This window comes from Duganella sp. 3397 (genome assembly GCF_031456625.1).
Taxonomy (GTDB): domain Bacteria; phylum Pseudomonadota; class Gammaproteobacteria; order Burkholderiales; family Burkholderiaceae_D; genus Rugamonas; species Rugamonas phyllosphaerae.
In genome coordinates this window covers 436,850-461,845 of record NZ_JAVDVB010000005.1, presented here as the reverse complement: position 1 = coordinate 461,845, position 24,996 = coordinate 436,850, and the positions used below count along the sequence as shown (strand labels likewise).

The following is a 24,996-nucleotide window of genomic DNA, read 5'->3' as shown; positions in this document are numbered from 1 at the left end:
ATGATAAGTCATTATCATTAAACTCTCAAGCGCTACGTGTCTCCCGTACGTGATTACCGTGCGTGGCTACGGTGCGTGAACATCGTGCGCCGGCCAGCGCAGTTCGAACAGCGTACCGCCCATGATCGATGGCCGACACGTGGCCTGACCGCCATGCGCCTTGGCGATGGCGCCCACCACCGCCAGCCCCAGGCCGGTGCCGCCACTCTCGCGCGAGCGCGATTGCTCGCCGCGCTGGAACGCTTCGAACACGTGCAGCGCCAATTCCGGCGCAATGCCTGGTCCCTCGTCTTCCACCCGCAGCACGCACATGCCGTCCGCCACGGCGGCGCCGATGCGCAGGCGGCCGGGCGTGGCATGACGGCGGGCGTTTTCGAGCAACGCCAGCAAGGCCTGGCGCATGCGCATCGGATCGCACAACATCGTGTCGCTTTGCGTTGCCACCTCGATGCTGAAGCCGGCAGCCTGCAAGGCCGGACCGGCCAGCGCGATCACGGTGGCGATGTCGTCGGCCAACGCCGTCTCCAGCAGGTGCAGCTCCAGGTGACCGCTACCGGCCAGCGCCACCATGCGCAAGTCCTCGATCAGCCGGCCCAGGCCCTCGACGTGGGTGAGCAGGCTGCGGAACTGCGCCTGGTCGGGCATGAATACGCCGTCCGTAAAGCCCTGCAGGCGGCCGCGCAGGATGGTGACCGGCGTGCGCAACTCATGGGCGATGGCGGCGTTCCAGAAGCCGCGCTCCTGCTCCATGTGCTGCAGGCGCTCGGCCATGCTGTTGAAGTCTTCCACCAGTTGCGAGGCCTCGCCGATCGGACGGTCATCGACGGCGGCGCGCGCGGACAGGTCGCCGCCGGCCACGCGGCGCAGGCTGGCGGCAACGGCGTTGAGCGGCGCCAGAATGCGCCGCGAGAGCCGCCCCGCCGCCACCATGGCGATGATCACCGCGATGATGGTCGAGATTCCCATGTACAGCCACTCCGGCAGCGTGGGCATGTAGTTGTCCGGGTCGGCGAACAACTCGGGCTGGTAGCGCAGCAGCATCGCGTACAGGATGCTGGAGCTGATTTGCAACAGCACGATGATCAGCAGCGTCAGCAGCGACATCGACAACGTGATCTGGCGCCCCAGGCCCATGCGGAATTTCATGCGCCGCCCCCCAGCCGGTAACCGACGCCGCGCACGCTCTCGAGCAGCCCGGCGCCGCCGGCGCCTTCCACCTTCTTGCGCAGTTTGCTCAGGTGGCTGTCCACCGTGCGTTCCAGTGTTTCGCCCTCGGGCAGGCAAGCGGCCAGCAGCTCGGTGCGGGTAAATACCCGCTTGGGCGCACGCGCCATGTGCGCCAGCAGGCGGAACTCGGTAATCGTCAATGCCAGCAGCTGCCGGCCCGCCGCGCCGCACACGGCCGCCTCGTAATGTTCCAGATCGACCTCGATGCCTTCCGCGCGCAGCAGCCGGTGCGGCTGCGCGCCACCCTGCCGCGTGCGGCGCAGCACGGCCAGCGTACGCGCCACCACCTCGGCGGCATTGAACGGCTTGACGATGTAGTCGTCGGCGCCGATGCGCAGGCCGGTGAGCTTGTCGATATCCTGGTCCATCGCGGTGAGCATGATGACGGCGGTATGGCCGCGCCGGCGCAGCTCGGACAGCACCGCCCAGCCATCGTGGCGAGGCATCATCACGTCGAGCAGCACCAGGTCGGGTTTGAGCGCCAGGTGCATGTCGAGCGCCGCCTGGCCGTCGGCGGCGTGCGCCACGCGCAAGCCGGAGCGCGCCAGGTAGGCCAACAGGATCTGGGCGATTTCGGTTTCGTCTTCGGCCACCAGCACCAGCGCCTGGTGGGACTCCGTGTGGGCTTCCATATTATCGGGAGGTTTGTGCATAGGCTTGCATGATAACGCCGCCGGCCGCGCGTTTGCCAGCGCCGAAAATATATCGATCGCCTCCATCCAATCTCCACACTTCCCCCATCGAACTTGCATGTGCCAGGCGTAGTCTCGCCGCACGACCACACAGACATGACAACTATGCATACCTTGCTGAAGAAATGGCCCTTGATGATCGCCGCCGCTCTGGCTCTGACCCTGACCCTGGCCCTGGCCGCCTGCTCCGGACAAGAGGCCACGCCGGCCGCCGCACCGCCGCCAGGCGTGACCGTCATCGCCCTCAAGCCTGCCGCAGTCACCCTCAGCGACGACCTGCCCGGCCGCGTGTCGGCGTTGCGCACCGCCGACATCCGTCCGCAAGTGGGCGGCATCGTGCTGCGCCGCCTGTTCCAACAGGGCGCCGAAGTGAAGGCCGGCCAGCCGCTGTTCCAGCTCAACCCCGCGCCGCTGAAAGCGGAGTTCGATTCCGCCGCAGCGTCGCTCCAACACGCGCAAGCCACGCTGGTGCGCACCACGCGCCAGGCCGAACGCCTGCAACCGCTGATCGAGGCCGACGCCATCAGCCGCCAGTCGTTCGACGACGCCGTCTCCGAGCGCGACCTGGCTGCCGCCAGTGTGGCGCAGGCCCGCGCCACGCTGGAACGGCGCCGCCTGGACGTAGCCTTTGCCACCGTGCAGGCGCCGATCTCCGGCCGTATCGGCTCGGAACTGGTGACCGAAGGCGCGCTGGTGGGCCAGCTCGACGCCACCCCCATGGCGCGCATCCAGCAGACCGACCAGGTGTACGTGGACGTGCGCCAGCCGGCGGCGATGATCGCGTCGATCCATGCGCTGGGCACGCGCGCGCCCGATGGCGTCGCAGTCACCATTCTCGATGCTGACGGCAAGCCGTATGCCGCCAAGGCGCGCATCCTGTTCTCCGACATCAGCGTGGACGCCGGCACCGGCGACGCCACCCTGCGCATCCTGGTGGACAACGCCGACCGCGCTCTGCTGCCCGGGATGTTCGTGCGCGCGCGCATCGCCCGTGGCGCCACCTCGAACGAACTGATGGCGCCACAGCAGGCGGTGCAGCGCGGCCCCGATGGCGAAGCGCTGGCCTGGACGCTCGACAAAAACCACAAGGCCAGCCTGCGCAAGATCGAGGTGGGTCCGGTGATCAACCACCAGTACGTGATCCGCGCAGGCCTCAAGGATGGCGACATCCTGGTGGTTGAAGGCCAGGAGCGGCTGCAGGACGGCGTGCAAGCGGCGCCGCACCGGTGGCAGTCGGCCGCGCCGAAAACTGCGCAACGCTGATCGCACTGAAAGAGAATCCCCATGTCACAATTTTTCATCAACCGCCCCATCTTCGCCTGGGTGGTCGCCATTTTCATCGTGCTGTTCGGCCTGATCGCGCTGCCCAACCTGCCGATTGCCCGCTTTCCGTCGGTGGCGCCGCCCAGCGTGACCATCAGCGCAGTCTATCCCGGTGCCTCGCCGCAAACCATGAACGACGCGGTGGTGGCGCTGATCGAACGCGAACTGTCGGGCGTCAAAAACCTGCTGTACTACGAGTCGTCTACCGACACCTCGGGTTCGGCCTCGATCACCGTCACCTTCAAGCCCGGCACCAACCCGGAGCTGGCGCAGGTGGACGTGCAAAACCGCCTCAAGTCGATCGAACCGCGCCTGCCGCAATCGGTGCGCCAGAACGGCGTGACGGTGGAATCGGCGTCTTCCGGCTTCCTGATGATCATCAGCATGAACGCCGATGACAGGCAAGGCAAAGGCGCCGACGCGCTCGAACTGGGCGACTACCTGGCGCGCAACGTCATCGAAGAACTGCGCCGCGTGCCCGGCGTGGGCAAGGTGCAGCTGTTCGGCGCCGAACGGGCGATGCGGGTCTGGGTCGATCCCGCGAAACTGACCGCCCATAACGTCTCGATGGGCGATGTCACCGCCGCCATCGCCGCCCAGAACGTGCAGATCGCGCCGGGCCGGGTAGGCGACACGCCGTCCGTGCCCGGCCAGCGCGTTACCACGCCGCTGACGGTACAGGGCCAGCTGTGCAACGCCCAGGAATTCTCCGCCATCGTGCTGCGCGCAGGCCGCGACGGCTCGCTGGTCACGCTGGCAGATGTGGCGCGGGTGGAACTGGGTGCGCAAAGCTACAGCTTCCAGACGCGCGAAAACGGCGTGGAATCGGCCGGCGCGGCGGTTTCGCTTTCGCCCGGCGCCAACGCCGTAGCCACCGCCGCCGGCATCCGTGCACGGATGGAGGAACTGGCCAAGTCGATGCCGGCCGGGATGACCTATTCGGTGCCGTTCGACACCGCGCCCTTCGTCAAGATCTCGATCGAAAAAGTGGTGACCACGCTGGTGGAGGCCATGGTGCTGGTATTCCTGGTGATGTATCTGTTCCTGCAAAAGGTACGCTACACGGTGATACCCGCGATTGTCGCGCCGATTGCGCTGATGGGCACTTTTGCCGTGATGGCGGTAGCCGGCTATTCGATCAACGTGCTCACCATGTTCGGCATGGTGCTGGCGATCGGCATCATCGTCGATGACGCCATCGTGGTGGTGGAAGCCGTGGAAAGGTTGATGGCCACCGAGCGCCTGTCGCCGCGCGAGGCCACATCGCGCGCCATGAAGGAGATCAGCGGCGCCGTGGTAGGCATCACGGCGGTGCTCACGGCCGTGTTCATCCCGATGGCGCTGGCCGCCGGTTCGGTCGGCGTGATCTACCGCCAGTTCACGGTGGCGATGGCGGTATCCATCCTGTTCTCGGCGTTTTTGGCGCTCACGCTCACACCGGCGCTGTGCGCCACCATGCTCAAGCCCATCGGTCCCGACGACCATGTCAAAAAAGGCTTCTTCGGCTGGTTCGACCGCGGTTTCGAGCGCTTGACGGTGCGCTATGCGGCCGGCACCACGCTGCTGCTCAAGCGCGGCGGCCGCATGATGCTGCTGTACGCGGTCATTGCCGCCGCCGTGGCCTGGGGCTTTACGCGGTTGTCGTCGGCCTTTTTGCCGGAAGAGGACCAGGGCTATTTCATCACCTCGTTCCAGTTGCCGTCCGACGCCACCACCGGCCGCACGCTGGAGGTAGTCGAGCAGTACGAGCAGCACGTGGCCAGCCGTCCCGGCATCGAGGTCAATCAGTCGGTACTGGGCTTTGGTTTCTCCGGCTCCGGCCCCAATGCGGCGTTGGCGTTCACCATGCTTAACGACTGGTCGAAGCGCGACGGCGCCAGCGCCCAGGAAGAAGTGCTGCAAGCGCAGCTGGCGATGGCTACCGCGCGTGAAGGCATGATCATGTCGGTGCTGCCGCCAGCCATCGACGAACTGGGCAACTCGTCCGGCTTCGTGCTACGCCTGCAGGACCGCGCCAACCACGGCGCCGCCGCGCTGCAGGCAGCGCAGAACCGGCTACTGGCACTGGCTGCGCAAAGCCCGCTGCTGGCGGCGGTGTACCCGGACGGTTTGCCGCCCGGCGCCAGCGTACGCCTGGAGATCGACCGCAAAAAGGCCGAGGCGCTGGGCGTGTCGTTTGCTGCCGTGAGCGACATGCTCACCACCGCCACCGGCTCGACTTACGTGAACGACTTTCCCAACTCCGGCCGCATGCAGCAGGTGATCGTGCAAGCCGACGCCCCGGCGCGCATGCAGGTCGACGACCTGCTCGCGCTGCGCATTCGTAACAGCGATGGCGGCATGGTGGCGCTACGGGAAGTCGTCCAGCCGGTGTGGCAGCAAACGCCGCTGCAACTGGTGCGCTTCCAGGGCTACCTGTCGAGCCGCATCAGCGGCGGTGCGGCGCCCGGTGTGTCGAGCGGTGCCGCCATGGCCGAGATGGAGCGCCTCGCTGCGCAACTGCCGCCCGGCTTCGGCGTGACCTGGGCCGGACAGTCGCTGCAAGAGAAGGAGTCGGCGTCGCAGGCGCCAATGCTGATGGCGCTGTCGATGCTGGTGGTGTTCCTGGTGCTGGCCGCGCTGTACGAAAGCTGGGCGATTCCGGTCTCGGTCATGCTGGTGGTGCCACTGGGCCTGCTGGGCGCCCTGCTCGCGGTGGGCTTGCGCGGCATGCCGAACGATGTGTTCTTCAAGGTCGGCATGATCACCATCATCGGCCTGTCGGCCAAGAACGCGATCCTGATCGTCGAATTTGCGCGCCAACTGCATGCGGAAGGCAAAAGCCTGGTGGAAGCGGCCATCGAAGCGGCGCGCCTGCGCCTGCGGCCGATCCTGATGACGTCGCTGGCATTTACGCTGGGCGTGGTGCCGCTGATGCTGGCGACCGGCGCCAGCGCCGAAACCCAGCACGCGATCGGTACCGGCGTGTTCGGCGGCATGGTGGCCGCCACCGTGCTGGCGATTTTCTTTGTCCCGGTATTTTTTGTCGTGGTGGTGGGCGGCGCCGAGCGCCTGGCGCGCTGGCGCGGGCCCCGGCAGCCATCGGCCGCCACCACGCTCGAGGAGCAAGCGCCATGATGCGCCATAAATTGATGACTGTTTTCGTGGCCGCCGCGCTGTCGGCATGTACGCTGGCGCCCACGCTGGAAAAGCCGGCGCTGCCGGTGGCGGCAAGCTATGCCGACGCCACTGCCCCCAACATTGGCAACGGCGCCGACATGCCCTGGCGCACCATGCTGCCCGACCCGCGCCTGCAACAACTGGTGGAACTGGCGCTGGCCAACAACCGCGATCTGCGCGCAGCTGCGCTCAATGTCGCTGCAGTCCAGGCGCAGTACCGCATCGAGGACGCCAACCGGCTGCCGAGGGTGGACGTGGCCGCTGGCGCTGCGCGCCAGCGCATCAGCGCCAGCGACTTGCAGCCGCGCGCGATCCAGGAAAGCAGCAGCGCCGGCCTGGCGATCAATGCCTTCGAGCTCGATTTCTTCGGCCGCCTGCGCTCGTTGTCGGACGCCGCCTTCGCGCGCTACCTGGCGTCGGTGGAAGGCCAGCGCGCCGCGCGCCTGACCCTGATCGCGGCGGTGGCGGACGCCTACCTCGAACAGCGGCTGGCACAGGAGCAGGCGCAGCTCACGCAGCGCACCCTGGACGACTGGCGCCAGTCGCAGGCGCTCACCGAACGCCTGCACACGGCGCAGCAACGCAGCGGCATCGACCTGGCCCAGGCGCGCGGCCAGGTGGCAACGGCCGAAGCGGACCTGCAGGCACGCGACCGCGCGCTGCGCCTGGCGCGCAACAACCTGGAACTGCTGGTAGGCGCTCCCGTCCCCGCCGGCTTGCCGGACGGCGCGGCGCTGTCAGCGCAGCCGGTACTCACCGCCCTGCCCGCCGGACTGCCATCGGACCTGCTGGCGCGGCGGCCCGACATCATCCAGGCCGAGCACGTGCTGGTGGCCGCCAACGCCGATATCGGCGCGGCCCGCGCAGCGTTCTTCCCGCGCATCTCGCTCACCGCGCAACTGGGCTTCGCCAGCCCGGAAATCGGTGGCCTGTTCCGCGGCAGCCAGCGTACCTGGTCGTTCGCGCCGCAGCTGACGCAACCGATCTTCAACGCCGGCCAGCTGAACGCCGAGCTGCGCCTGGCCGAAGTGCGCAAGTCGATCGCGGTGGTGCAGTACGAACGGGCGATCCAGTCGGCCTTTCGCGAAGTGGCCGACGGGCTGGCCGGCAGCCAGACCTACCGTCTGCAAATCGAAGCCCAGCAACGGGTGGTGGAAGCGGCCCAGCTGCGCGAACGGCTGTCGAAGCTGCGCTACGGCGCCGGCCAGGACAGCCGACTGGAGCTGCTCGACGCCCAGCGCCAGTCATATGCAGCGCAAGGTACGCTGCTCGACCTGCGACGCGAGCAGTTCCGGTCAGCAGTGGCGCTGTACAAGGCCCTGGGGGGTGGTGCGGAGGGTTAGTTCGGTGGTGGCGCCGGATTGCGCACCTGCTCGAGCAGCGCCATCGCCGCCTGCTCGGCGGCCGCCTCGGCTTCGTCCGCGCTGGCGAACACCTGGTCGGCCGCCACCCGCTGGCGTTCATGAATCACGTTCATGTGCATGGGCGTGGCCGAAGGCGCCGAAATGGAAACGAACGCGCCCCACTGGTCGCTGCCCTCCAGCGCCTCGGCCACGTATTCGACCTGGTATTCATCGACGGTTTTGATTGGCATGATGCACCTCCTGAAAGTTGGTTAGCCAATATAACCGCAGTGATACCGGGCGTGGCGCGCGGCTAACGCAGGGCCGCCTCGGCATCATCCTCCGCCATCTCGTACCACATCGCATTGAGCACCCCAAACATCGCTGCCAGCGGCAGCCCCAGAATCCAGGCGAAATACCACATGATTGACTCCTTTATCGAAAATTAATAGGCATGGCCGCGCTGGTCGGCAATCGCCGCGCCATCGACCTTGCCCCACAAGACCTTGTATACCCAGCTGGTATACGCCACGATCAGCGGAATGAACACGCTCGACACCACCAGCATGATGAACAGCGTCAGGTGGCTCGACGACGAATCCCATACCGTCAGGCTGGCGCGCGGGTCGAGCGACGACGGCAGGATGAACGGGAACATCGCCGCGCCCACGCCCAGGATGATGCCGGCGATTGCCGCGCCGGATGCCAGCAGCGCCAGGCCGCCGCGCCGCGCGCGCATCAGGGCCAGCGCCAGCAGCGACGCGACCAGGCCCAGTACCGGTGCGGCCCAGGTCCAGCGATGGTTGTCGAAGTTGGCGAACCAGGCACCGGTGGCCACTTGCGCGGTCTTGAACAGCGGGTTCGATGGGCCTTCGGTGACGATGGCGCTGGTAATGCGGTAACCATCGACCGCCTGCCACAGCACCACGCCGGCTGCCGCGTACAGCACCACGGTGGCAATCGCGGCCACGCTGCCGTAGCGGCGCGCGCGGTCAGCCACAAGACCGTCAGTTTTCAGTTGCAGCCACGCCGCGCCGTGCATCGCCAGCATGGCCACCGACACCAGGCCGCACAGCAGTGCGAAGGGATTGAGCAGGCCGAGGAACGTGCCTTCGTACAGGATGTGCATATCGTCGGTGAACCGGAACGGCACGCCGAGCAGCACGTTACCGACCGCCACGCCGAAGATCAGGGCCGGGACTACGCCGGAGAAGAACAGCGCCCAGTCCCAGCGGGCGCGCCAGCGCGGGTCTTCGCGCTTGCTGCGGAATTTAAAGGCGACCGGGCGCAGTATCAACCCCACCAGGATCACGAACATGGCCAGGTAGAAGCCCGAGAACGACACCGCGTACAGCTGCGGCCACGCGGCGAAGATGGCGCCGCCACCGAGGATCAGCCACACCTGGTTGCCCTCCCACACCGGGCCGATGCTGTTGATGATGACGCGCCGTTCCAGGTCGGTCTTGCCGGCGAACGGCAGCAGCATGCCGGTGCCGAGATCGAAACCATCGGTGACGGCAAAGCCGATCAGCAGCACGCCAAGCAGCACCCACCACACCAGGCGCAGGGTTTCGTACGACACTAATTCATGCAGGATCATGATGCGCTCCTTAAGCGGAATGGGGTTGGTTGACCGCTGGTGCGGCAGGGGGACGTGGTTTGGGCAGCGACGGCACCGCAGCCACCGTGAATTCCTCCGGCCCCTTGCTGATCGCCTTGAGCATCAGCTTCATTTCGATCACCAGGAGCACGGTGTAGATCGCGGCAAAGCCGGCGATCGTGGTCAGCAAGGTCGCCACGCCCAGGTGCGACACGGCCATGGCAGTCGGCAGCACGCCTTCGATCACCCATGGCTGGCGTCCCAGTTCGGCCACGATCCAGCCAGCTTCGGCGGCCACCCAAGGCAGCGGGATCGCCAGTACGGCCACCTTCAGCAGCCAGCGGTGCTGGTCGAGCGTGCGGCGCACCGACAGGACAAAAAAAGTCGCGGTCAGGGCGATGAAGAACATGCCCAAACCAACCATCACGCGGAACGACCAGAACAACGGCGCCACCGGTGGCACCGTGTCGAGGGCAGCCTGGTGGATCTGCGCCGGCGTGGCCAGTCTTGGATCGTCCACGTAGCGCTTGAGCAGCAGAGCGTAGCCCAGCGCGTGCCCCTTTTCTTCGAAGACCGCTTTAGCCTCGGCCGGCATGGCCCTGCCCGGCGCCACGGCGCGGATGGTTTGCAGCGCATCGTAGGCGACGATGCCATCGCGGATGGTGTCTTCACCGCGCTCGACCAACTCGGCAATGCCGGGAATCTCGGTATCGAGTGAGCGGGTGCCGATCAGGCCCATCACCATCGGAATGTGCAGCGCATAGTGCGTCTCGCGCGCTTGCTGGTCGGGGAAGCCGAAGGCGGTGAAGGCGGCAGGCGCCGGCTCCGTTTCCCACATCGCTTCGATGGCGGCCAGTTTCATTTTCTGGTGTTCCGACGACTGGTAGCCACTCTCGTCGCCGAGTACCGCCACCGACAGGGACGCGGCCAGGCCGAACGCGGCGGCCACCGTCATCGAGCGCCTGGCCAGCGCCACGTGGCGGCCCTTGAGCAGGTACCATGCCGAGATGCCCAGCACGAAGATGGCGGCCACCGTGTAGCCGGCCGATACCGTGTGCACGAACTTGGCCTGCGCCACCGGGTTGGTGAGCACGGCGCCAAAGTCGGTCACTTCCATGCGCATGGTTTGCGGGTTGAGCGCCGCGCCGACCGGGTTCTGCATCCAGCCGTTGGCGATCAGGATCCACAGCGCCGACAGGTTGGAGCCGAGCGCCACCAGCCAGGTCACCACCAGGTGCGCGCGCTTGGACAGCTTGTCCCAGCCGAAGAAGAACAGGCCGACGAAGGTGGCTTCGAGGAAGAATGCCATCAGACCCTCGATGGCCAGCGGCGCGCCGAAGATGTCGCCGACGTAGTGGCTGTAATAGCTCCAGTTCATCCCGAACTGGAATTCCATGACGATGCCGGTGGCCACACCCATGGCGAAGTTAATCCCGAACAGCACGCCCCAGAACTTGACCATGTCGCGCCAGATGGTGCGGCCGGTCATGACGTACACGGTCTCCATGATGGCGAGGATGATGGACAGGCCGATGGTGAGCGGCACGAACAAAAAGTGGTACAGCGCAGTGAGCGCGAACTGCAGCCTGGATAAGGCGACGATATCGAAGTCCATGATGTTTCCCTGGTTATTACAATAATTATGATGATTGGTGTCTGATTCAGTCCTGCCGCAGCGCGGCCAGCGCGGCGTCGAAATTGCCGGTCCCGCGCCGCACATCAAAAGCGATGCGGCCATGGCGCACGCCCACCAGCCGGTCGGCCAGCGCCGCCTCGCGCCGCAGGTGGGTGGCGATGATCACGGTCTGGCCATGGTCGCGCGCGTGTCGGTCCAGGCGCTGCAAAACGTCGTGCGCGGTAGCGGCATCGAGCGCCTCGGTCGCTTCGTCGAGCAGCCATACCCGCGACGGATGCAGCAGCAGCCGCGCCAGGGCCAGTCGCCGCGCCTGGCCGCCCGACAGTCCCAGTCCGCCCTCGCCCAGCATGGTCTCCAGCCCCTTGCCGAAGCTGCGCACCTGCTCTGCCAGCCCCGCCTTGTGCAAGGCTTGCCACAAAAGGTCATCGTCGGCGTCGGGCGCGGCCAGGCGCAGGTTGTCGCCCACGCTGTCCTGGAACAGCTCCGTGCGCTGGGTGAACAGGCAGGCTGCCGGTGCCTGCACGTTGCCGGTGAGCGGCGCGATCTCGCCGGCAATCAATGCCAGCAAGGTCGATTTGCCGGCGCCGCTGGGGCCTACCAGCGCCACGCGCTCGCCGGCGACGATGCGCAGGTCGATGGCGTGGACCAGCGGGGATGTTCCCGATGGTGCGGCCGATACCTTGTCGAAAACGATGTCACCGTCGGTACCAGTGCGGACATCAGCATCGGCACCCGCTGCCAGCGCGGGCCCGAGCCGCTTCATCGCCAGCCACAAGCGCCCGGCTTCCAGCGCGCCGCGCCGCAGGCCGGCAAAAGGCTCCATCGCAGCGAGCGCGATCAGGATGGCCAGCGCAGCCAGCGGCACCGGCATGGCGCGATACTCGACCAGGGCGGCCGAGGCCAGCAGCACCGCCGCCAGGGTGGCGCTGCCGGCGATGCCGAATGCGGCGCCGGCGCGAGTGTCGCGCAGCATCAAGGCCAGGTCGGCCCGGGCCAGCGCCTGGTCGGTGCGGGCCAGCGCCTGGCACTGGGCGTACAGGCGTCCGGCCATCGCCAGCTCGGTCTGGCCGGCCACCAGGTCGATGGCGCGGGCGCGCAGCGCTTCCACCGCGCGCGAGCGGGCCACGCCGGGACGGATTGCGCTCTTGAGCAGTAGCGCGGTGATCGCGCTGCCGCACACCAGCAGCCACAGGCCCAGCACCATGCCCAGCTGCCACTGCATCAAGCCGAGCGCCACGCCGGCCAGCGCCGCTGCGCTCAATGCGGTAGCGGCGGGTACCAGCAGGCGCAGGTAGAGCGACTCGAGCGCATCGATGTCGGCAGTGAGGCGGAACAGCAACTTGGCAGGGCTGCGCAGCAGGCGGCTGGCGGCATCGGGCCGCGACCAGCCGCGGAACAGCCGCACCCGCAATTGGGCCAACGCGCCGAAGGTCGCGTCGTGCGTGACCAGCCGTTCGGCGTAACGGGTACCGGTACGGCCCAGCGCCAGCAGGCGGATGCCGGCCGATGGGGCGAACACATCGAACATGAAGGCGGTCGAGGCGCTCATGCCGGCAATCGCCGTGGCGGTGATGAACCAGCCGGACAGGCCAAGCAAGGCCATGCCGCCCAGCGTGGTCAACGCCGCCAGCGCGGCGCCCAGCAGCAGGCGCCTCGGTTCCGCCAGTAGCAGCTGGCGCAGCGCGGTGTGTGGGGCGGCCTTCATGCAATACTCCTTTGCGGCGTGGTGCGCGCGGACAGGTCGATGGCGCGGTGCAGACGCGCGGCCAGTACCGGGTCGTGGGTGGCGACCAGCAGGGTCTTGCCCCTGGCCAGCGCCAGCAGGGCGTCGGTCACGCGGGCGGCGGTTTCGCTGTCGAGATGCGCGGTCGGTTCGTCCACCAGCAGCAGGTCGGCGTGCGGCCACACGACCACTCGCGCCAGTGCCAGGCGCACGGCTTCGCCCCCGGACAGGCCGTGGCCGCCGTCGGCCAGCATCACGCCGGGCTGCGCTTGCCCCACGGCGCCCAGTTCGGCCAGGTGCAACGCATCGGAGACCGCCAGGCTGGCATCGACCGGACGACCGAGAGTGATATTGTCTGACACCGAGGCGTTGAAGACGTGCGGGCGCTGCCCCATCCAGGCCATGCGCCGGCGCAGCGTGGCGGCGCTTTGCTCGGCCAGCTCCACGCCGCCGATGCGGATGGCGCCGCCGTCCGTCGGCAGCAGGCCCGCGAGCAGCGCCAGCAAAGTGGTCTTGCCGGCGCCGCTCGCGCCCAGCAGGGCCACGTGTTCGCCGGGGCGCACGGTGAGGGAAAAGCCATCGAACAGCGCTTGCTCGCCGGCGTGGGCGAACTGCAGGGAGCAGACCTCGACTGCTGGCGCCGACCTTGCTGGAAGACCGTTGATCGCGGTGCGCGCAGATTGGCTGGCCGCGCCCGAGCCGGCGCGCGCACCAGTGCCGACAGCGGTGCCGACAGCGGCGCTAACGGTGTCGCTAACGGCGGCGGCTGCGCCGTTGGCGTCCCCGATCAGCATCACGCCATCGGCCGCCAGGTCGCGCAAGCCGGCCAGCCCCGCCTCCCCGGCCGCCTTGTCATGCCACACCGCAGCCAGCTCGCGCAGCGGTTCGAAAAACGCCGGCGCCAGCAGCAGGATGAACAGCCCCTGGGCCAGCGTCAGCTGTGCACCCCAGGCGCCGACGTCCAGGGTGCCCAGCAGCGAAAAGCCGATATACACGGCCACCATCGCCACGCCCAGCGCCGAGAACAGCTCCAGCACCGCCGACGACAAAAACGCAATGCGCAGCACGGCCATGGTGCGGCGGCGCAGCGACTGCGCGGTATCGCCCAGGCGGGTGGCGGTGGCGTCCACCGCGTCCAGCGCGCGCAAGGTCGCCAGGCCGCGCAGGCGGTCGAGCAGGAAGGCGTTCATGCCGCCCAGCTCCACCATGTGGGCGCGACTGGCCGCTTGTGCGCCCATGCCCACCAGCGCCATGAACACCGGTATCAGGGGCGCTGCCACCAGCAGCACCAGCGCAGCGATCCACGACAACGGCGCGATGGCGGCCAGGATCGCCAGCGGCGCCAGCACGGCCTTCCAGCGCGCGGGCTGGAAGCGCACCAGGTAAGGCACCACGGCTTCGGCCTGCTCGGCCAGTACGCTGGCGGCCTGCCCCGACCGGGCGCGGTCGCGGTCCAGCGGCGAACGGCGCGCCAGCGCTGCGATTGCGCCAGCGCGCAGCGCCGACAAATGGCTGCGCGCCGCAGCGTACATCGTGCGCGCGCCCCAGGCCTCGGCCAGCGCGCGCAGCACGCCCAGCACCAGGATGACCGCTGCCGGCAGCAGCGCGGCACGCCAGCCAGTACCTGCCACCATGCCCTGTACCGCCCATGCCAGCAGCGCCGCCTGCGGCAACCACGCGAGGGCGGCGGCGCCCTGCACCATCGCGGGCAGGCGGGGAACGACGAACACCGGCGGGGAAACACTTGCGGAAGACATGATAAACATCCTGTAATTACTGAGTTTTCAGAAATTCTTGTAAATTCGATTTTTAGTATAATACGCCGAAACGATGATGTACATCACTTTTAAACACGGAGACGTCCACCATGCCCAATACCCCAGCCGCACCGACGCCAAACAACTTCCAGATGACGCCACTGGCCCAGGGCTTCATCAGCCACTTCGGCGAGATGGGCAGCCGCTGGGGATTCAACCGCACGGTGGGACAGGTGTATGCGCTGCTGTTCGTGTCCGAGCAGCCGCTGCACGCGGACGAAATCGCCGAGCACCTGGCGTTCTCGCGGTCGAACGTGAGCATCGGTCTGAAGGAATTGCAAGGCTGGGGCTTGATACGGCAGACGCGCCTGCCGGGCGACCGGCGCGAGTATTTTTCATCGCTGGGCGATGTCTGGCAGATTTTCAAGGTGGTGGCGGCCGAGCGGCGCCGGCGCGAAGTGGCGCCCACGCTGACCGTGTTGCGCGAATCGCTCATGGCGCCGGCGGACGAGCCTGGCGACCGCTACGCCCAGCAGCGCATGCGCGAGATGTACGAACTGGTGGACCTGGCCAACACCTGGTTCGAGGAGATGCAGCACCTGTCGCCCGAGTCACTGGCGCAGCTGATGAAGATGGGCGCCAAGGTGCAAAAGCTCCTCAGCACCAAGGACCGCCTGCTGGGCGGTAAGGCCAAATCCTCCTGAACTACTAGCGGAAGCCTTCGAAAGCCACCTTCAGCATGTGGCGCACAATGTCGTCGTTGGACATCTTGCTGTACTTTTGCAGGTACTCCACCGCCGGATCACAGGTGCGCGCGTAGTAGCTGAACAGGATCACGTCGGTGGGCAGGTCGCGGCTCAGCAGCCCCTGCTCCTGCGCCTGTTCCACCATGGCCTCGAGCTGGCGATTGAGTTTCCTCACGCGCAGCATGTACTTCAGATTACGCATCAACATCTCGCGCACGTGGGCGCTGGTCGAGGGCAGAAACGGCAGGCCGCCGTCCAGGCGCACCCGCAGCGCCCACTCGAGCAGCGCCGATAATTTTTGCAGCGGACCGAGGTTGGCGTCCAGCGCCACCACGTAATCGAGCGCGCCTTCCAGCAGGCGTATCAACGCCTCCCCTACCAGCTCCTCCTTCGACTTGAAGTGCTTGTACAGGCTCGGCTTGGAGATGCCGACCGCGCCCGCGATGTCGTCCATGGTCATCAAGTCGTAGCCCTTGTTGCTCAGCACCACCGTCGTGACATCGAGAATGGCCTGCTCGCGCAGCTTAAATGCCTGATTTTTAAAGCTTATTTTCGGAAAGATACTCATGAGTTAAATTTCGCTACTAATCAGTAGCGTTTATGATTGATTGGTAGTAATATTATCACGCAGGTAGAAACACGGTCGCGATATTGACAACAATCATATACATACATGACTCCAACACGCCAACGCATCGCCGTCATCGGCGCCGGTATATCCGGCCTGGGCAGCGCCTATTTTCTCAACCGCCAGCACGACGTGGTGCTGTTCGAAGCGGGCGGCTACCTCGGTGGCCACAGCAACACGGTGGACGTCACGCTCGAGGGCCGCACCTGCGGCGTCGATACCGGCTTCCTGGTTTTCAATGAGCGCACCTACCCCAACCTGATCGCCCTGTTCGAGGAACTGGGCGTGGCCAGCATCGCCAGCGACATGTCGTTCGGCGTGTCGATGGACGATGGCGCCATGGAGTGGGCGGGCACCAGTCTCGACACCGTGTTCGCCCAGCGCGCGCACCTGTTGTCGCCATCGTTCCTCGGCATGATCAAGGACATCCTGCACTTCAACCGCCATGCCGACGCCTACCTGGCGCAGTGCCTGCAAACCCCGGTCACGCTTGGTGCGCTGCTGCGGCAGCATGGCTATGGCGAGCGTTTTCGCGAAGCCTACATGCTGCCGATGGCCGCCGCCATCTGGTCCAGTTCACCGCGCGACATCCTCGATTTTCCGGCCGCGACCTTTCTGCGCTTTTGCCTGAACCACGGCCTGCTGCAAGTAAACGACCGCCCGCAATGGCGCACTGTGGCCGGCGGCTCGCGCAACTACGTGGCCAAGATGGCCGCCACCCTGCCCGAGCGCCGCGTGGCCAGTGCGGTGGCCGGGGTGAGGCGTGAAAACGGTCAACTGGTGGTTTCCAGCAGTGCCGGCGACGAAGTCTTCGACGCCGTGGTCTTCGCCACCCACGCGCCCACCACGCTGGAACTGCTGCTCGACGCCGACGCGGACGAGCGGGCCATCCTGGGCGGGGTGCGCTACCAGCCCAACCGCGCCTGGCTGCACACCGATGTGCGCCTGATGCCGCGCCGGCGCAAGGTGTGGTCGGCCTGGAATTACCTGTCGAGCCCCGCGCAGGACGGCCAGCGCCCGGTGTGCGTGACCTACTGGCTCAACCAGTTGCAGGACCTGCGGTTCGAGACGCCGGTGCTGGTCACGCTCAATCCGCACAGGCCGCCCGCGCCGGAAACGGTGCACGCCAGCTTCGACTACGAACACCCGATCATGGATCAATCCACCATCGCCGCCCAGCAGCAGCTGCCGAGCATCCAGGGCAAGGACGGCATCTGGTATGCCGGCGCCTGGACCGGTTACGGCTTCCACGAAGACGGCCTGAAGTCGGCGCTGCGCGTGGCGGCCGCCTTCGACGTGGCGCCCGACTGGATGGTGCTGCCGTGACGCTCTCTGTTACAGCGCCAGCGGCGCAGCTGGTGCACGGCCAGGTGATGCACGAGCGCCTGCGCCCGGCGCGCAACCGCTTCGTCTACCCGGTATGCTACGTGCGCCTGAACCTGGCACGGCTCGATGCCGATGCCGGCGCGCTCACCAGCCGCTGGTTCGGCGTGGATTGCTGGCGGCCGCTGTCGCTGCGCACCCGCGACTACGGCCCCCGCGACGGCGCCAGCCTCGACGCCTGGATGCGCGCGCTGCTGCGCGAACACGACATCGATGCAGACGGCGAAATCTGGCTGCAAACTTTTCCGCGCGTGGCCGGCTATGTCTTCAATCCGGTCAGCTTCTGGCAGTGCTACGACGCCGCCGGACGCCTGGCCGCCGTGCTGGCCGAAGTGAACAGCACATTCGGCGAAACCCATCGCTACCTGCTGCGCATGGCGACGACCGGCCCCCATGCCGGCACGGCGATCGCCACCAAGCTGCTGCACGTTTCACCATTTTGCGAAGTGAAGGGCGAATACCGCTTCCGCTTCCGGCTCGGCGAGCTGGCGCAGCACACCGCCATCGACTACCACGACGACGACGGCCTGCTCCTGAAGACCGCCGTCAGCGGCCGACCGGTGCCGCTCACCGCCGCCGCCGCCCGCCGCGCCCTGCTGCGCTATCCGCTGCTGGGCGTGGCCATCGTCGCCCGCATTCATTGGCAAGCGCTGCGCCTGTGGCGCAAGCGCGTGCCCTTTTTCAGCAAGCCGCCCGCGCGGCTGCCCGACACCACCGTACACCAGGAGACCGCCCGATGACCACCACCGTGACGACCCCGCCGTTGGCGGCGCCCGCAGGGGCCCGCATGTTCCTGAAATTATTGGCGCGCATCCGCCGCGGCCACCTGGAACTGATCACGCCCGACGGCGCGCGCATGGTCTTCGGTAACGCCCACGACACCGAGGGCGCCGCGCTGCACGTGCACGACTGGCGCGCCTGCCAGCGCATCCTGGCCGCTGGCGACATCGGCTTTGCCGAAGCCTACGCCGCCGGCTGGGCCGATACGCCCGACCTCACGGCCCTGATGCGGCTGGCCCTGCGCAACGAGGCGGCATTGGACCAGATGCTGTTCGGCGGCGCCCTGGCGCGCTGCTGGTATCGCCTGCGCCACTGGCTGCGGCCCAACAGCCGCAAGGGCAGTGCACGCAACATCCACGCCCACTACGACATCGGCAACGATTTCTACCAGCTGTGGCTGGACTCAACCTGGACCTATTCCAGCGCGATCTTTGCCGGCGACTATAGCCAGGCACTGGAAAGCGCCCAACTGCGCAAGTACCAGCGCATCATCGACACGCTGCAACTGCGCGCCGGCGACCGCGTGCTGGAAATCGGCTGCGGCTGGGGAGGATTTGCGGTGCACGCGGCGCAGCAAGGCATACAGGTGCACGGCGTGACGATCTCGCCCTCGCAGCTGGAGGTGGCGCACCAGCGCATCGCCGCGCTCAAGCTGGGCGACCTGGCGCAACTCGAACTGCGCGACTACCGCGACCTCGATGGCCAGTACGACGCCGTGGTCTCGATCGAGATGTTCGAGGCGGTGGGCGAGCGTTACTGGGCCGGCTATTTCGAGACCGTGGCGGCGCGCCTGGCGCCCGGTGGCCGCGCGCTGGTGCAGTCGATCACCATCGGCGAAGAATTTTTCCCGCGCTACCGCAGCAGCGCCGATTTCATCCAGCAGTACATCTTCCCCGGCGGCATGCTGCCCAGCGTGGAGCGCTTCGAGCGCCACGCCGCGCGCGCCGGCCTGCAGCCGCAGGAGCGCTACGCCTTCGGCCCCGACTACGCCGAGACGCTGCGCCGCTGGGACGCCGACTGCCGAGCCAAGCGTCCGGCCATCGACGCGAAAGGCTACGACCAGCGCTTCATGCGCATCTGGCATATGTACTTGGCGTATTGCGAGGCGGCGTTCGACGAGGGGCGCACCGACGTGGTCCAGTTCCTGCTGAAAAAGGCCTGAGCCCATGAAACCCTCGAGCATCGGCGTGCTGCGCGCCCTGGTCCTGACCGCCGTGCTGGCCAGCGGCTGGTGTAGCGCCGCCACCTGGCGCGACGACCTGCCGCAAGCGCAGGCACTGGGCGGCGGCGAGATGCGCTTCCTCGGTTTTCGGATCTACCACGCCACCTTGTGGGCCGATCAAAAGCCGTTCCAGCCAGGCCGCGCGTTCGCGCTGCAACTGACCTACCACCGCAGCATCGCGCGCGACCGCCTGGTGCAGACCAGCATCGACGAGATCCGCCGCATCAGCCGCCCCGCCATCGACACTGCCACGCTGGCGCGCTGGGAAACCGCGCTGCGCGGCGCCATGGTCGATGTGGCGGAAGGCGACCAGTTGATCGGCGTGTACGTGCCGGAACGCGGCATGCGCCTGTACAGCGAACAGAAACTGCTGGCCGATATCGACGACCCGGCGCTGGCGCGCGCATTCTTCGCGATCTGGCTCGACCCGGCCACGCGCGACCAGGGCTTGCGCCGCCAGTTACTGGGACAGCCGTGAGCCAGCACACGTCCCAGTGGCGCTATGCGGCCTATGGCCTGGCCGGCCTGCCGCTGGCCATGTCGGCGCTGCCGGTGTACGTGCAGGTGCCGGCCTATTACACCTCGGTGCATGGCATGTCGCTGGCCACGCTGGGCTGGATCCTGTTTGCCGCGCGCCTGGTCGATACCGTGCAGGATCCGCTGCTGGGCCACGCCATCGACCGCCTGCATGGCGGCATCGCCCGCTGGATGGCGCCGGCCGCGCTGCTGCTGGCGTTGTCGTTCGCCGGCCTGTGGCTGCCGCCGATGGCTGGCGTCTCGAGCGGCTGGTGGCTGGCGGCCATGCTGGTACTGGTGTACACCGCGCACAGCATGGTCAACATCGCCTACCTGGCCTGGGGTGCGCGCATCGGCGGCCATGACAACAAGCCGGCGCAACTGGCCGCCGCCGGCTGGCGCGAAGGTGCGGGGCTGGTGGGCGTGATGCTGGCCAGCGTGATCCCGGCGGCGATCCTGCAAGGCGATCCGGCTCGCGCACCAGCCGACATGCTGCTGTTCAGCGGCCTGTTCGGCGGTTTGCTGCTGCTGGCGATGCTGGCCCTGCTGCGCGCGGCGCCAGCCTGGCCACAACCGGTGCAGGCCGCAGCCGACTGGCGCGCGGCGCTGCGCCGCATGGCCGCCAACCAGGGCTTTCGCCGCCTGCTGGCGCCGTATTTTCTGAATGCGTTGTCGGTATCGCTGCCGGCCACGCTGGCGCTGTTTTTCATCAACGACCGCCTGCAGGCGGGCGCCATGGCCGGGCCGTTCCTGGCCTGTTACTTCGCTGCAGCCGCCTGCGGCCTGCCGCTGTGGACCCGGCTGGCCGCGCGCATCGGCCCCGCCGCCTGCTGGCGGCTGGGCATGGTGCTGGCGGTACTGGGCTTTGCCGGCGCCACCCTGCTCGGCCCCGGCGACACCTGGCCTTACCTGGCCGTGTGTATCGCCGCCGGCGCCGCGCTGGGCGCCGACCTGGCCATGCCGCCGGTACTGCTGGCGCGCCTGATCGACACCGGCGAATCGACCGGCATCTACTACGGCACCCTGACCCTGCTGGGCAAGCTGGCGCTGGCCTTGTCCGGGCTGGCGTTGCCGGTACTGGCGTGGCTCGGTTATCGGCCCGGCGTGGCCGAACACACGCTGGCGCTGGCGCTGGTCTACGCGGGCGTGCCCTGCTTGCTCAAGCTGATGGCATTGTATTCATTGAAATCGCTGTCGCGGCTCGCACCGCCCCTTCCTTCATCATCACGGAGCATCCCATGAAAAAACCGCTGATCGCCGCATCGCTGGCGGCCCTGCTGGCCGGCTCCCTGGCCGGCTGCGCCGGTCCCGATGTGCAGCACTACAAGAACGTGGCGCCCAAGCTGGACGTGGCGCGCTACTTCGCCGGCACCACCGATGCCTGGGGCATGTTCCAGCGCCGGAACGGCGAAGTGGTCAAGCGCTTCCATGTCACCATCACCGGCACCGGCGACGACCAGGCGTTCACGCTCGACGAACGATTCCGCTACGACGACGGCACCACGGAGCAGCGCGTGTGGAAACTGACCCGCGCGGCGGACGGCGGCTGGATAGGCCGCGCCGGCGACGTGCGCGGCGAGGCCAAAGGAGAAGTCGCCGGCAACGCGCTGCGCTGGCAGTACACCCTGATGCTGCCGGTGGACGGCACCACCTGGGCCATGAGCATGGACGACTGGATGTTCCTCATCGACGACTGCACCATGATCAACCGCGCCAGCATGAGCAAGTTGGGCGTGGAAGTGGGCCAGGTCACGCTCACATTCCGGAGACGCGCATGCGCCCCCTGAACCGCCGCATTCCCGACTGGCGCGGACGGCGCGTATGGGTGGTCGGCGCCTCGAGCGGCATCGGCGCCGCGCTGGCGACCGAACTGCTGCAGCTGGGCGCCCGCGTGGCCGTCTCGGCGCGCCGCGCCGACCGCCTGCAGGCGCTGGCACAGGACCACGCCAGCGCCATCGTGGCGCCGTTCGACATCGTGGACATCGACGCCTGGGGAGCGCAGTATCGCGCCATCTGCGACCAGGCCGGCGGCGTCGACCTGATCGTATTTTGCGCGGCCGACTACCAGCCCGAACGCAGCTGGGAAGTGACCGCCGCCGGCGCCGCGCACACGCTGGCCATCAACCTGGGCAGCGTGTACACCGGCCTGGCAACCGTACTGCCCGACATGCTGGCGCGCGGCAGCGGCGGTGTGGCCATCGTGGCCAGCGTGGCCGGCTACCTGGGTTTGCCCAACGCCAGCGTGTACGGTCCCGGCAAGGCGGCGCTGATCAACCTGGCCGAGTTGCTGTACCTGGACCTGCATCCACGCGGACTCGATGTGTACCTGGTCAATCCGGGCTTCGTGCAAACCTCGCTCACGGCCAAGAACGATTTCCCCATGCCTGCGCTGCAAACGCCGCAGGCGGCAGCGCAGGCGATCCGTCGCGGACTGGCGCGGGGCGCATTCGAAATCCACTTCCCCAAGCGTTTCACGTGGGCGATAAAACTGGTGCGCATGCTGCCCTACCGGCTGCGCTTTGCCATGATGGCCAATCTGCTCAAACCGCAATGACCGTCCTCGAACCTCTGCTGCAATGGTACGCCGCGATCACCCCGCAAACGATCGCGCGCGCCGCCGAATTTTATGCCGCCGACGCGCACTTTCGCGACCCGTTCAACGACGTGCGCGGCGTGCCGGCCATCGAAACCATTTTTCGCCACATGTTCGCCTCTACCGAGCAGCCGCGCTTCGTCATCATCGAGCGCATCGCCCAGGACGACCAGGCTTTCGTGACGTGGCGTTTCCTGTTTACGCTGCGCGGGGCGGAGTACCAAGTGGAAGGCGGCAGCCACCTGCGCTTCAACGCGCAGGGACTGGTGATCGAACACCGCGACTACTGGGACGCCGCGGAAGAACTGCTGCAAAAACTGCCGCTGATCGGCGCCCCTATCCGCTGGCTGCGCGGCCGCTTCAGGGCAGGCTGACCCTTCGGGGTCAGTGCCGACATTCGGACACGAGCCCAGCAATACTGCTGTCGGGCCGCTCTTCGGCGCTATTCGAAATTCAGCGAATTGAAGAAACGGTCCTTGAGCTTCAATACCTGTTTCTCCTGGGCTTTATCAGCGGCCACGCCCAGCATGAACGTCCCTCCCGGCACGCGGAACCACAGCCCATGATTGATTTTGGCATTGGGCTCCGAGATCGTCGAGTCGATCGTGGCACCGATTCTCGAACCTGGACCGGAGCGCTCGAACGCGGCGATAAACACTATCCCCTCCCGGTTACACCGCGCAGAATGAAGGCCGGCTGCTCGCCGCTGCCTTTCGTCATGTCGACAAAGGTGCCCGGCATGTCGATCGAAAACCGTCCTTCGGTCGAGCGCGCCCTGGCCCATCCATCGTGCGACCCCACGGATGCATGGGGAATATGTTTTAGGTCGGCGTATTGGTGTGCGGCGACGGGCAATGAAGGCAAGGCGACAGTTGCCGGCTGCATGAAAAAGAAACGGCGACCACGGCCGGATGCCATCTTGGTACCGAAAAATCTCATCCGCTTTCCAACGACACTGTTCGCCTTTCCCCCCTTGCTGCGCGGACTTGATGATGGCGTCGCACTTTACGCCATTCTGCGCCAGCGCTTGATGAGAACCAGGCAGCAACAGCAGCAACGCCAAACGCCTTGAAATTTTCACGTAAATGCCTTTGACAACGATTGTTTACTGAACAAAAAGCCGGGAGCGATTACAGTGGATCCAGCTCGCTGCAAACCCGCTGGCCGATACGCTTGCTCATATTCGTAAAGTCGAACGAACGGCCATCGATCCTGAACATGTCGGCAATCTCGCCGGTATGCGCAAAACCAGCGCGCCGGTACAGCCTGATAGCCGGCTGGTTGACCGACAGCACCTGCAAATCGATCCAGTCCAGCGCCGCATGCGCCACCGCCCAGGCCTCGGCATGGGCGATTAAAGCGCTGCCCAGTCCCAGCTTGCGCGCCTGGCGATGCACGCCCATGCCCAGCAGGCAGCGATGCGCAGCCTGCCGCTCGGCATGGGCGCGCAGATCGATATGCCCGACCAGGGCGCCATCGGGCTCGAACGCGCCCCACAACCGGCGCCATCCCGGAGCGCCAACAGCGATGTCGAGAGCACCTCGGAAAGCAGCGGCCCGCTCCGGCGCAAACACCGATGCATCCTTGGACAAGGGCTGAAAATACACGCCACTGGGCTGGCCGTTATCGGCCAGGTGATCGTTCAGATAGACGCTGAAGCCATCGAACTCCGAAGACGTAATCGGTTCGACAGTGTATGCAATGCTCATTGCGTGTGCAGTTTCTTGGTCATGAAGATGCGGCTGACGCCTTCCTGTTCGGACGCGATCTCACCGAACCGTGTCCAGCCATTTTTCTCGTAAAAGCCGGGCGCCTGGAAGCTGATGGTGTACAGCACAGCGGAGCGGCAACCGCGCGCCCGCGCCTCGGCTTCGAATGCATCGAGCACCTTGGTTCCGAGGCCTGCGCCGCGTGATGTCTCGGGAAGATGAAAAAGGTCCAGGAAAGCCAGGCCCAGCGAAGTTCTGCCCACGGCACCGCCCAGGACCTCGCCGGTCTCGGGATGCTGGACGATGACATTCAACGGCCGCCGATCAGTGGCGCCACACGCAGCCTGGTTGAAATCATCCAGACCGGTGCCGAGGATTTTCTCGAATTCGGGGTTTTCGGTATCGCCGACAACAATAAGATTTTCTTTCAAGTCAGTTCCTTTTGATGGATGCCGCCTGCCCCGCCCGCAACAGTGGATACGGATTGATCGCGCCGCCCATATCGTACACGCCATAGTGCAGATGTGGCGGCGTGCCTTTGGCGTTGCCCGTATCGCCCACGTAGCCGAGCACCCGCCCGGCCTCGATGCGCATGCCGGCTTCCACGTCCGCGTAGCGATCGAGGTGGGCATAGTAATGGCGCTGGCCGCCCGGCCCCATCACCCACACCACCTGGCCACCGAGGCGATTGGTGCCAACGCGCGCGACGATGCCTTCGGTGGTCGACAGCACAGGCGTGCCACGCCTGGCGAAAATATCGATGCCCTCGTGCTTGCGCCCTTCGCTGCGCGCACCGCCCCAGGTATCGCGCAAGGCGCGCGGCTTGACGCCTTCGACCGGCACCGGCAGCACGGCGGGCTTGTCCATCGCGGCCAGGCGCACCGTGTACATGGCGCGCTCGATGCCTGGTCCGATGAAAACGTAGCCCAGGATGAGGACCACCAGGACGACCAGGATAC

At 66.8% G+C, this 24,996-nt stretch carries 26 protein-coding genes; 13 read left to right on the top strand and 13 right to left on the bottom strand.

What is annotated here, in order from left to right; translation table 11 throughout:
* Positions 1–66 precede the first annotated feature (66 nt).
* On the bottom strand, positions 67–1,146 hold the full coding sequence (locus J2X54_RS18500) for an ATP-binding protein (protein ID WP_310182521.1): 1,080 nt from the start codon (positions 1,144–1,146) through the stop codon (positions 67–69).
* On the bottom strand, positions 1,143–1,880 hold the full coding sequence (locus J2X54_RS18495) for a response regulator (protein WP_310182520.1): 738 nt from the start codon (positions 1,878–1,880) through the stop codon (positions 1,143–1,145). Before J2X54_RS18495 ends, J2X54_RS18500 begins: the two co-directional genes overlap by 4 nt.
* A gap of 135 nt (positions 1,881–2,015) precedes the next feature.
* Between J2X54_RS18495 and J2X54_RS18490 the strand changes: the two genes are divergently transcribed.
* The 3 genes from J2X54_RS18490 to J2X54_RS18480 are packed head-to-tail and all read left to right on the top strand — an operon-like array spanning position 2,016 to position 7,744.
* Positions 2,016–3,182, top strand: coding sequence for an efflux RND transporter periplasmic adaptor subunit (locus tag J2X54_RS18490; RefSeq protein ID WP_310182519.1), 1,167 nt, complete (start codon positions 2,016–2,018; stop codon positions 3,180–3,182).
* A 21-nt stretch (positions 3,183–3,203) separates the two neighbouring features.
* Entirely contained in the window at positions 3,204–6,359 is a 3,156-nt protein-coding gene (locus tag J2X54_RS18485) for a multidrug efflux RND transporter permease subunit (RefSeq protein ID WP_310182518.1), read from the top strand.
* The gene (locus J2X54_RS18480) at positions 6,359–7,744 is read left to right on the top strand and encodes an efflux transporter outer membrane subunit (protein WP_310182911.1); all 1,386 of its coding nucleotides are present in this window, start codon (positions 6,359–6,361) and stop codon (positions 7,742–7,744) included. Before J2X54_RS18485 ends, J2X54_RS18480 begins: the two co-directional genes overlap by 1 nt.
* On the opposite strand, the gene J2X54_RS18475 is transcribed toward J2X54_RS18480, so the two are convergent.
* The 6 genes from J2X54_RS18475 to cydD form a co-directional block, all read right to left on the bottom strand.
* Positions 7,741–7,995: a hypothetical protein gene (locus J2X54_RS18475; protein WP_310182517.1), complete on the bottom strand. Its 255-nt coding sequence runs from the start codon at positions 7,993–7,995 to the stop codon at positions 7,741–7,743. The genes J2X54_RS18480 and J2X54_RS18475 overlap by 4 nt on opposite strands.
* Positions 7,996–8,057: 62 nt before the next feature.
* The gene (gene cydX / locus J2X54_RS18470) at positions 8,058–8,168 is read right to left on the bottom strand and encodes a cytochrome bd-I oxidase subunit CydX (protein WP_070248567.1); all 111 of its coding nucleotides are present in this window, start codon (positions 8,166–8,168) and stop codon (positions 8,058–8,060) included.
* 21 nt (positions 8,169–8,189) lie between these two features.
* Positions 8,190–9,344 (bottom strand): cytochrome d ubiquinol oxidase subunit II, encoded by a 1,155-nt coding sequence (cydB, locus tag J2X54_RS18465; RefSeq protein ID WP_310182515.1) that lies wholly within the window; start codon positions 9,342–9,344, stop codon positions 8,190–8,192.
* A 10-nt stretch (positions 9,345–9,354) separates the two neighbouring features.
* Complete coding sequence (locus J2X54_RS18460; RefSeq protein WP_310182514.1) at positions 9,355–10,959, bottom strand: cytochrome ubiquinol oxidase subunit I; 1,605 nt, start codon at positions 10,957–10,959, stop codon at positions 9,355–9,357.
* A 46-nt stretch (positions 10,960–11,005) separates the two neighbouring features.
* Positions 11,006–12,685: an ATP-binding cassette domain-containing protein gene (locus J2X54_RS18455; protein ID WP_310182513.1), complete on the bottom strand. Its 1,680-nt coding sequence runs from the start codon at positions 12,683–12,685 to the stop codon at positions 11,006–11,008.
* Positions 12,682–14,460, bottom strand: a complete 1,779-nt coding sequence (cydD, locus tag J2X54_RS18450) for a thiol reductant ABC exporter subunit CydD (protein WP_310182511.1) — start codon at positions 14,458–14,460, stop codon at positions 12,682–12,684. The genes J2X54_RS18455 and cydD overlap by 4 nt, the downstream gene beginning before the upstream one ends.
* Positions 14,461–14,570: 110 nt before the next feature.
* On the opposite strand from cydD, the gene J2X54_RS18445 reads away from it, so the two are divergent.
* Positions 14,571–15,164, top strand: coding sequence for a GbsR/MarR family transcriptional regulator (locus J2X54_RS18445; RefSeq protein WP_070251051.1), 594 nt, complete (start codon positions 14,571–14,573; stop codon positions 15,162–15,164).
* Between the two features lie 4 nt (positions 15,165–15,168).
* Here J2X54_RS18445 and J2X54_RS18440 read toward each other — a convergent pair whose 3' ends face one another.
* On the bottom strand, positions 15,169–15,774 hold the full coding sequence (locus J2X54_RS18440) for a helix-turn-helix domain-containing protein (protein WP_310182510.1): 606 nt from the start codon (positions 15,772–15,774) through the stop codon (positions 15,169–15,171).
* Positions 15,775–15,879: 105 nt separating this feature from the next.
* Here J2X54_RS18440 and J2X54_RS18435 point away from each other — a divergent pair, with 105 nt between their 5' ends.
* Genes J2X54_RS18435 through J2X54_RS18400 form a run of 8 tightly spaced genes read left to right on the top strand, consistent with a single transcriptional unit; the run spans position 15,880 to position 22,702 of the window.
* On the top strand, positions 15,880–17,160 hold the full coding sequence (locus J2X54_RS18435) for an FAD-dependent oxidoreductase (protein WP_310182509.1): 1,281 nt from the start codon (positions 15,880–15,882) through the stop codon (positions 17,158–17,160).
* A gap of 47 nt (positions 17,161–17,207) precedes the next feature.
* Positions 17,208–17,957 (top strand): DUF1365 domain-containing protein, encoded by a 750-nt coding sequence (locus J2X54_RS18430; protein WP_404990935.1) that lies wholly within the window; start codon positions 17,208–17,210, stop codon positions 17,955–17,957.
* A complete protein-coding gene (locus J2X54_RS18425) occupies positions 17,954–19,159 on the top strand; it encodes a cyclopropane-fatty-acyl-phospholipid synthase family protein (protein WP_310182507.1) in 1,206 nt (401 codons plus the stop codon). Before J2X54_RS18430 ends, J2X54_RS18425 begins: the two co-directional genes overlap by 4 nt.
* A gap of 4 nt (positions 19,160–19,163) precedes the next feature.
* On the top strand, positions 19,164–19,697 hold the full coding sequence (locus J2X54_RS18420) for a chalcone isomerase family protein (protein ID WP_310182506.1): 534 nt from the start codon (positions 19,164–19,166) through the stop codon (positions 19,695–19,697).
* Positions 19,694–20,977 (top strand): MFS transporter, encoded by a 1,284-nt coding sequence (locus J2X54_RS18415; RefSeq protein ID WP_310182505.1) that lies wholly within the window; start codon positions 19,694–19,696, stop codon positions 20,975–20,977. Before J2X54_RS18420 ends, J2X54_RS18415 begins: the two co-directional genes overlap by 4 nt.
* Positions 20,974–21,522 carry a DUF3833 domain-containing protein gene (locus J2X54_RS18410; protein WP_070251041.1) on the top strand — a complete coding sequence of 183 codons (549 nt, stop codon included), beginning with the start codon at positions 20,974–20,976 and terminating at the stop codon, positions 21,520–21,522. The genes J2X54_RS18415 and J2X54_RS18410 overlap by 4 nt, the downstream gene beginning before the upstream one ends.
* The gene (locus J2X54_RS18405) at positions 21,510–22,289 is read left to right on the top strand and encodes an SDR family NAD(P)-dependent oxidoreductase (protein WP_310182504.1); all 780 of its coding nucleotides are present in this window, start codon (positions 21,510–21,512) and stop codon (positions 22,287–22,289) included. Before J2X54_RS18410 ends, J2X54_RS18405 begins: the two co-directional genes overlap by 13 nt.
* Complete coding sequence (locus J2X54_RS18400; RefSeq protein ID WP_310182503.1) at positions 22,286–22,702, top strand: nuclear transport factor 2 family protein; 417 nt, start codon at positions 22,286–22,288, stop codon at positions 22,700–22,702. Before J2X54_RS18405 ends, J2X54_RS18400 begins: the two co-directional genes overlap by 4 nt.
* 68 nt (positions 22,703–22,770) lie before the next feature.
* On the opposite strand, the gene J2X54_RS18395 is transcribed toward J2X54_RS18400, so the two are convergent.
* Positions 22,771–22,986 carry a hypothetical protein gene (locus tag J2X54_RS18395; RefSeq protein WP_310182502.1) on the bottom strand — a complete coding sequence of 72 codons (216 nt, stop codon included), beginning with the start codon at positions 22,984–22,986 and terminating at the stop codon, positions 22,771–22,773.
* An 81-nt stretch (positions 22,987–23,067) separates the two neighbouring features.
* Between J2X54_RS18395 and J2X54_RS18390 the strand changes: the two genes are divergently transcribed.
* On the top strand, positions 23,068–23,400 hold the full coding sequence (locus J2X54_RS18390) for a hypothetical protein (protein WP_310182501.1): 333 nt from the start codon (positions 23,068–23,070) through the stop codon (positions 23,398–23,400).
* Between the two features lie 58 nt (positions 23,401–23,458).
* On the opposite strand, the gene J2X54_RS18385 is transcribed toward J2X54_RS18390, so the two are convergent.
* The 3 genes from J2X54_RS18385 to J2X54_RS18375 are packed head-to-tail and all read right to left on the bottom strand — an operon-like array spanning position 23,459 to position 24,928.
* The gene (locus tag J2X54_RS18385) at positions 23,459–24,037 is read right to left on the bottom strand and encodes a GNAT family N-acetyltransferase (RefSeq protein ID WP_310182500.1); all 579 of its coding nucleotides are present in this window, start codon (positions 24,035–24,037) and stop codon (positions 23,459–23,461) included.
* Positions 24,034–24,468 carry a GNAT family N-acetyltransferase gene (locus J2X54_RS18380; protein WP_310182499.1) on the bottom strand — a complete coding sequence of 145 codons (435 nt, stop codon included), beginning with the start codon at positions 24,466–24,468 and terminating at the stop codon, positions 24,034–24,036. Before J2X54_RS18380 ends, J2X54_RS18385 begins: the two co-directional genes overlap by 4 nt.
* 1 nt (position 24,469) lies before the next feature.
* On the bottom strand, positions 24,470–24,928 hold the full coding sequence (locus tag J2X54_RS18375) for a M23 family metallopeptidase (protein ID WP_404990934.1): 459 nt from the start codon (positions 24,926–24,928) through the stop codon (positions 24,470–24,472).
* Positions 24,929–24,996: the final 68 nt, after the last annotated feature.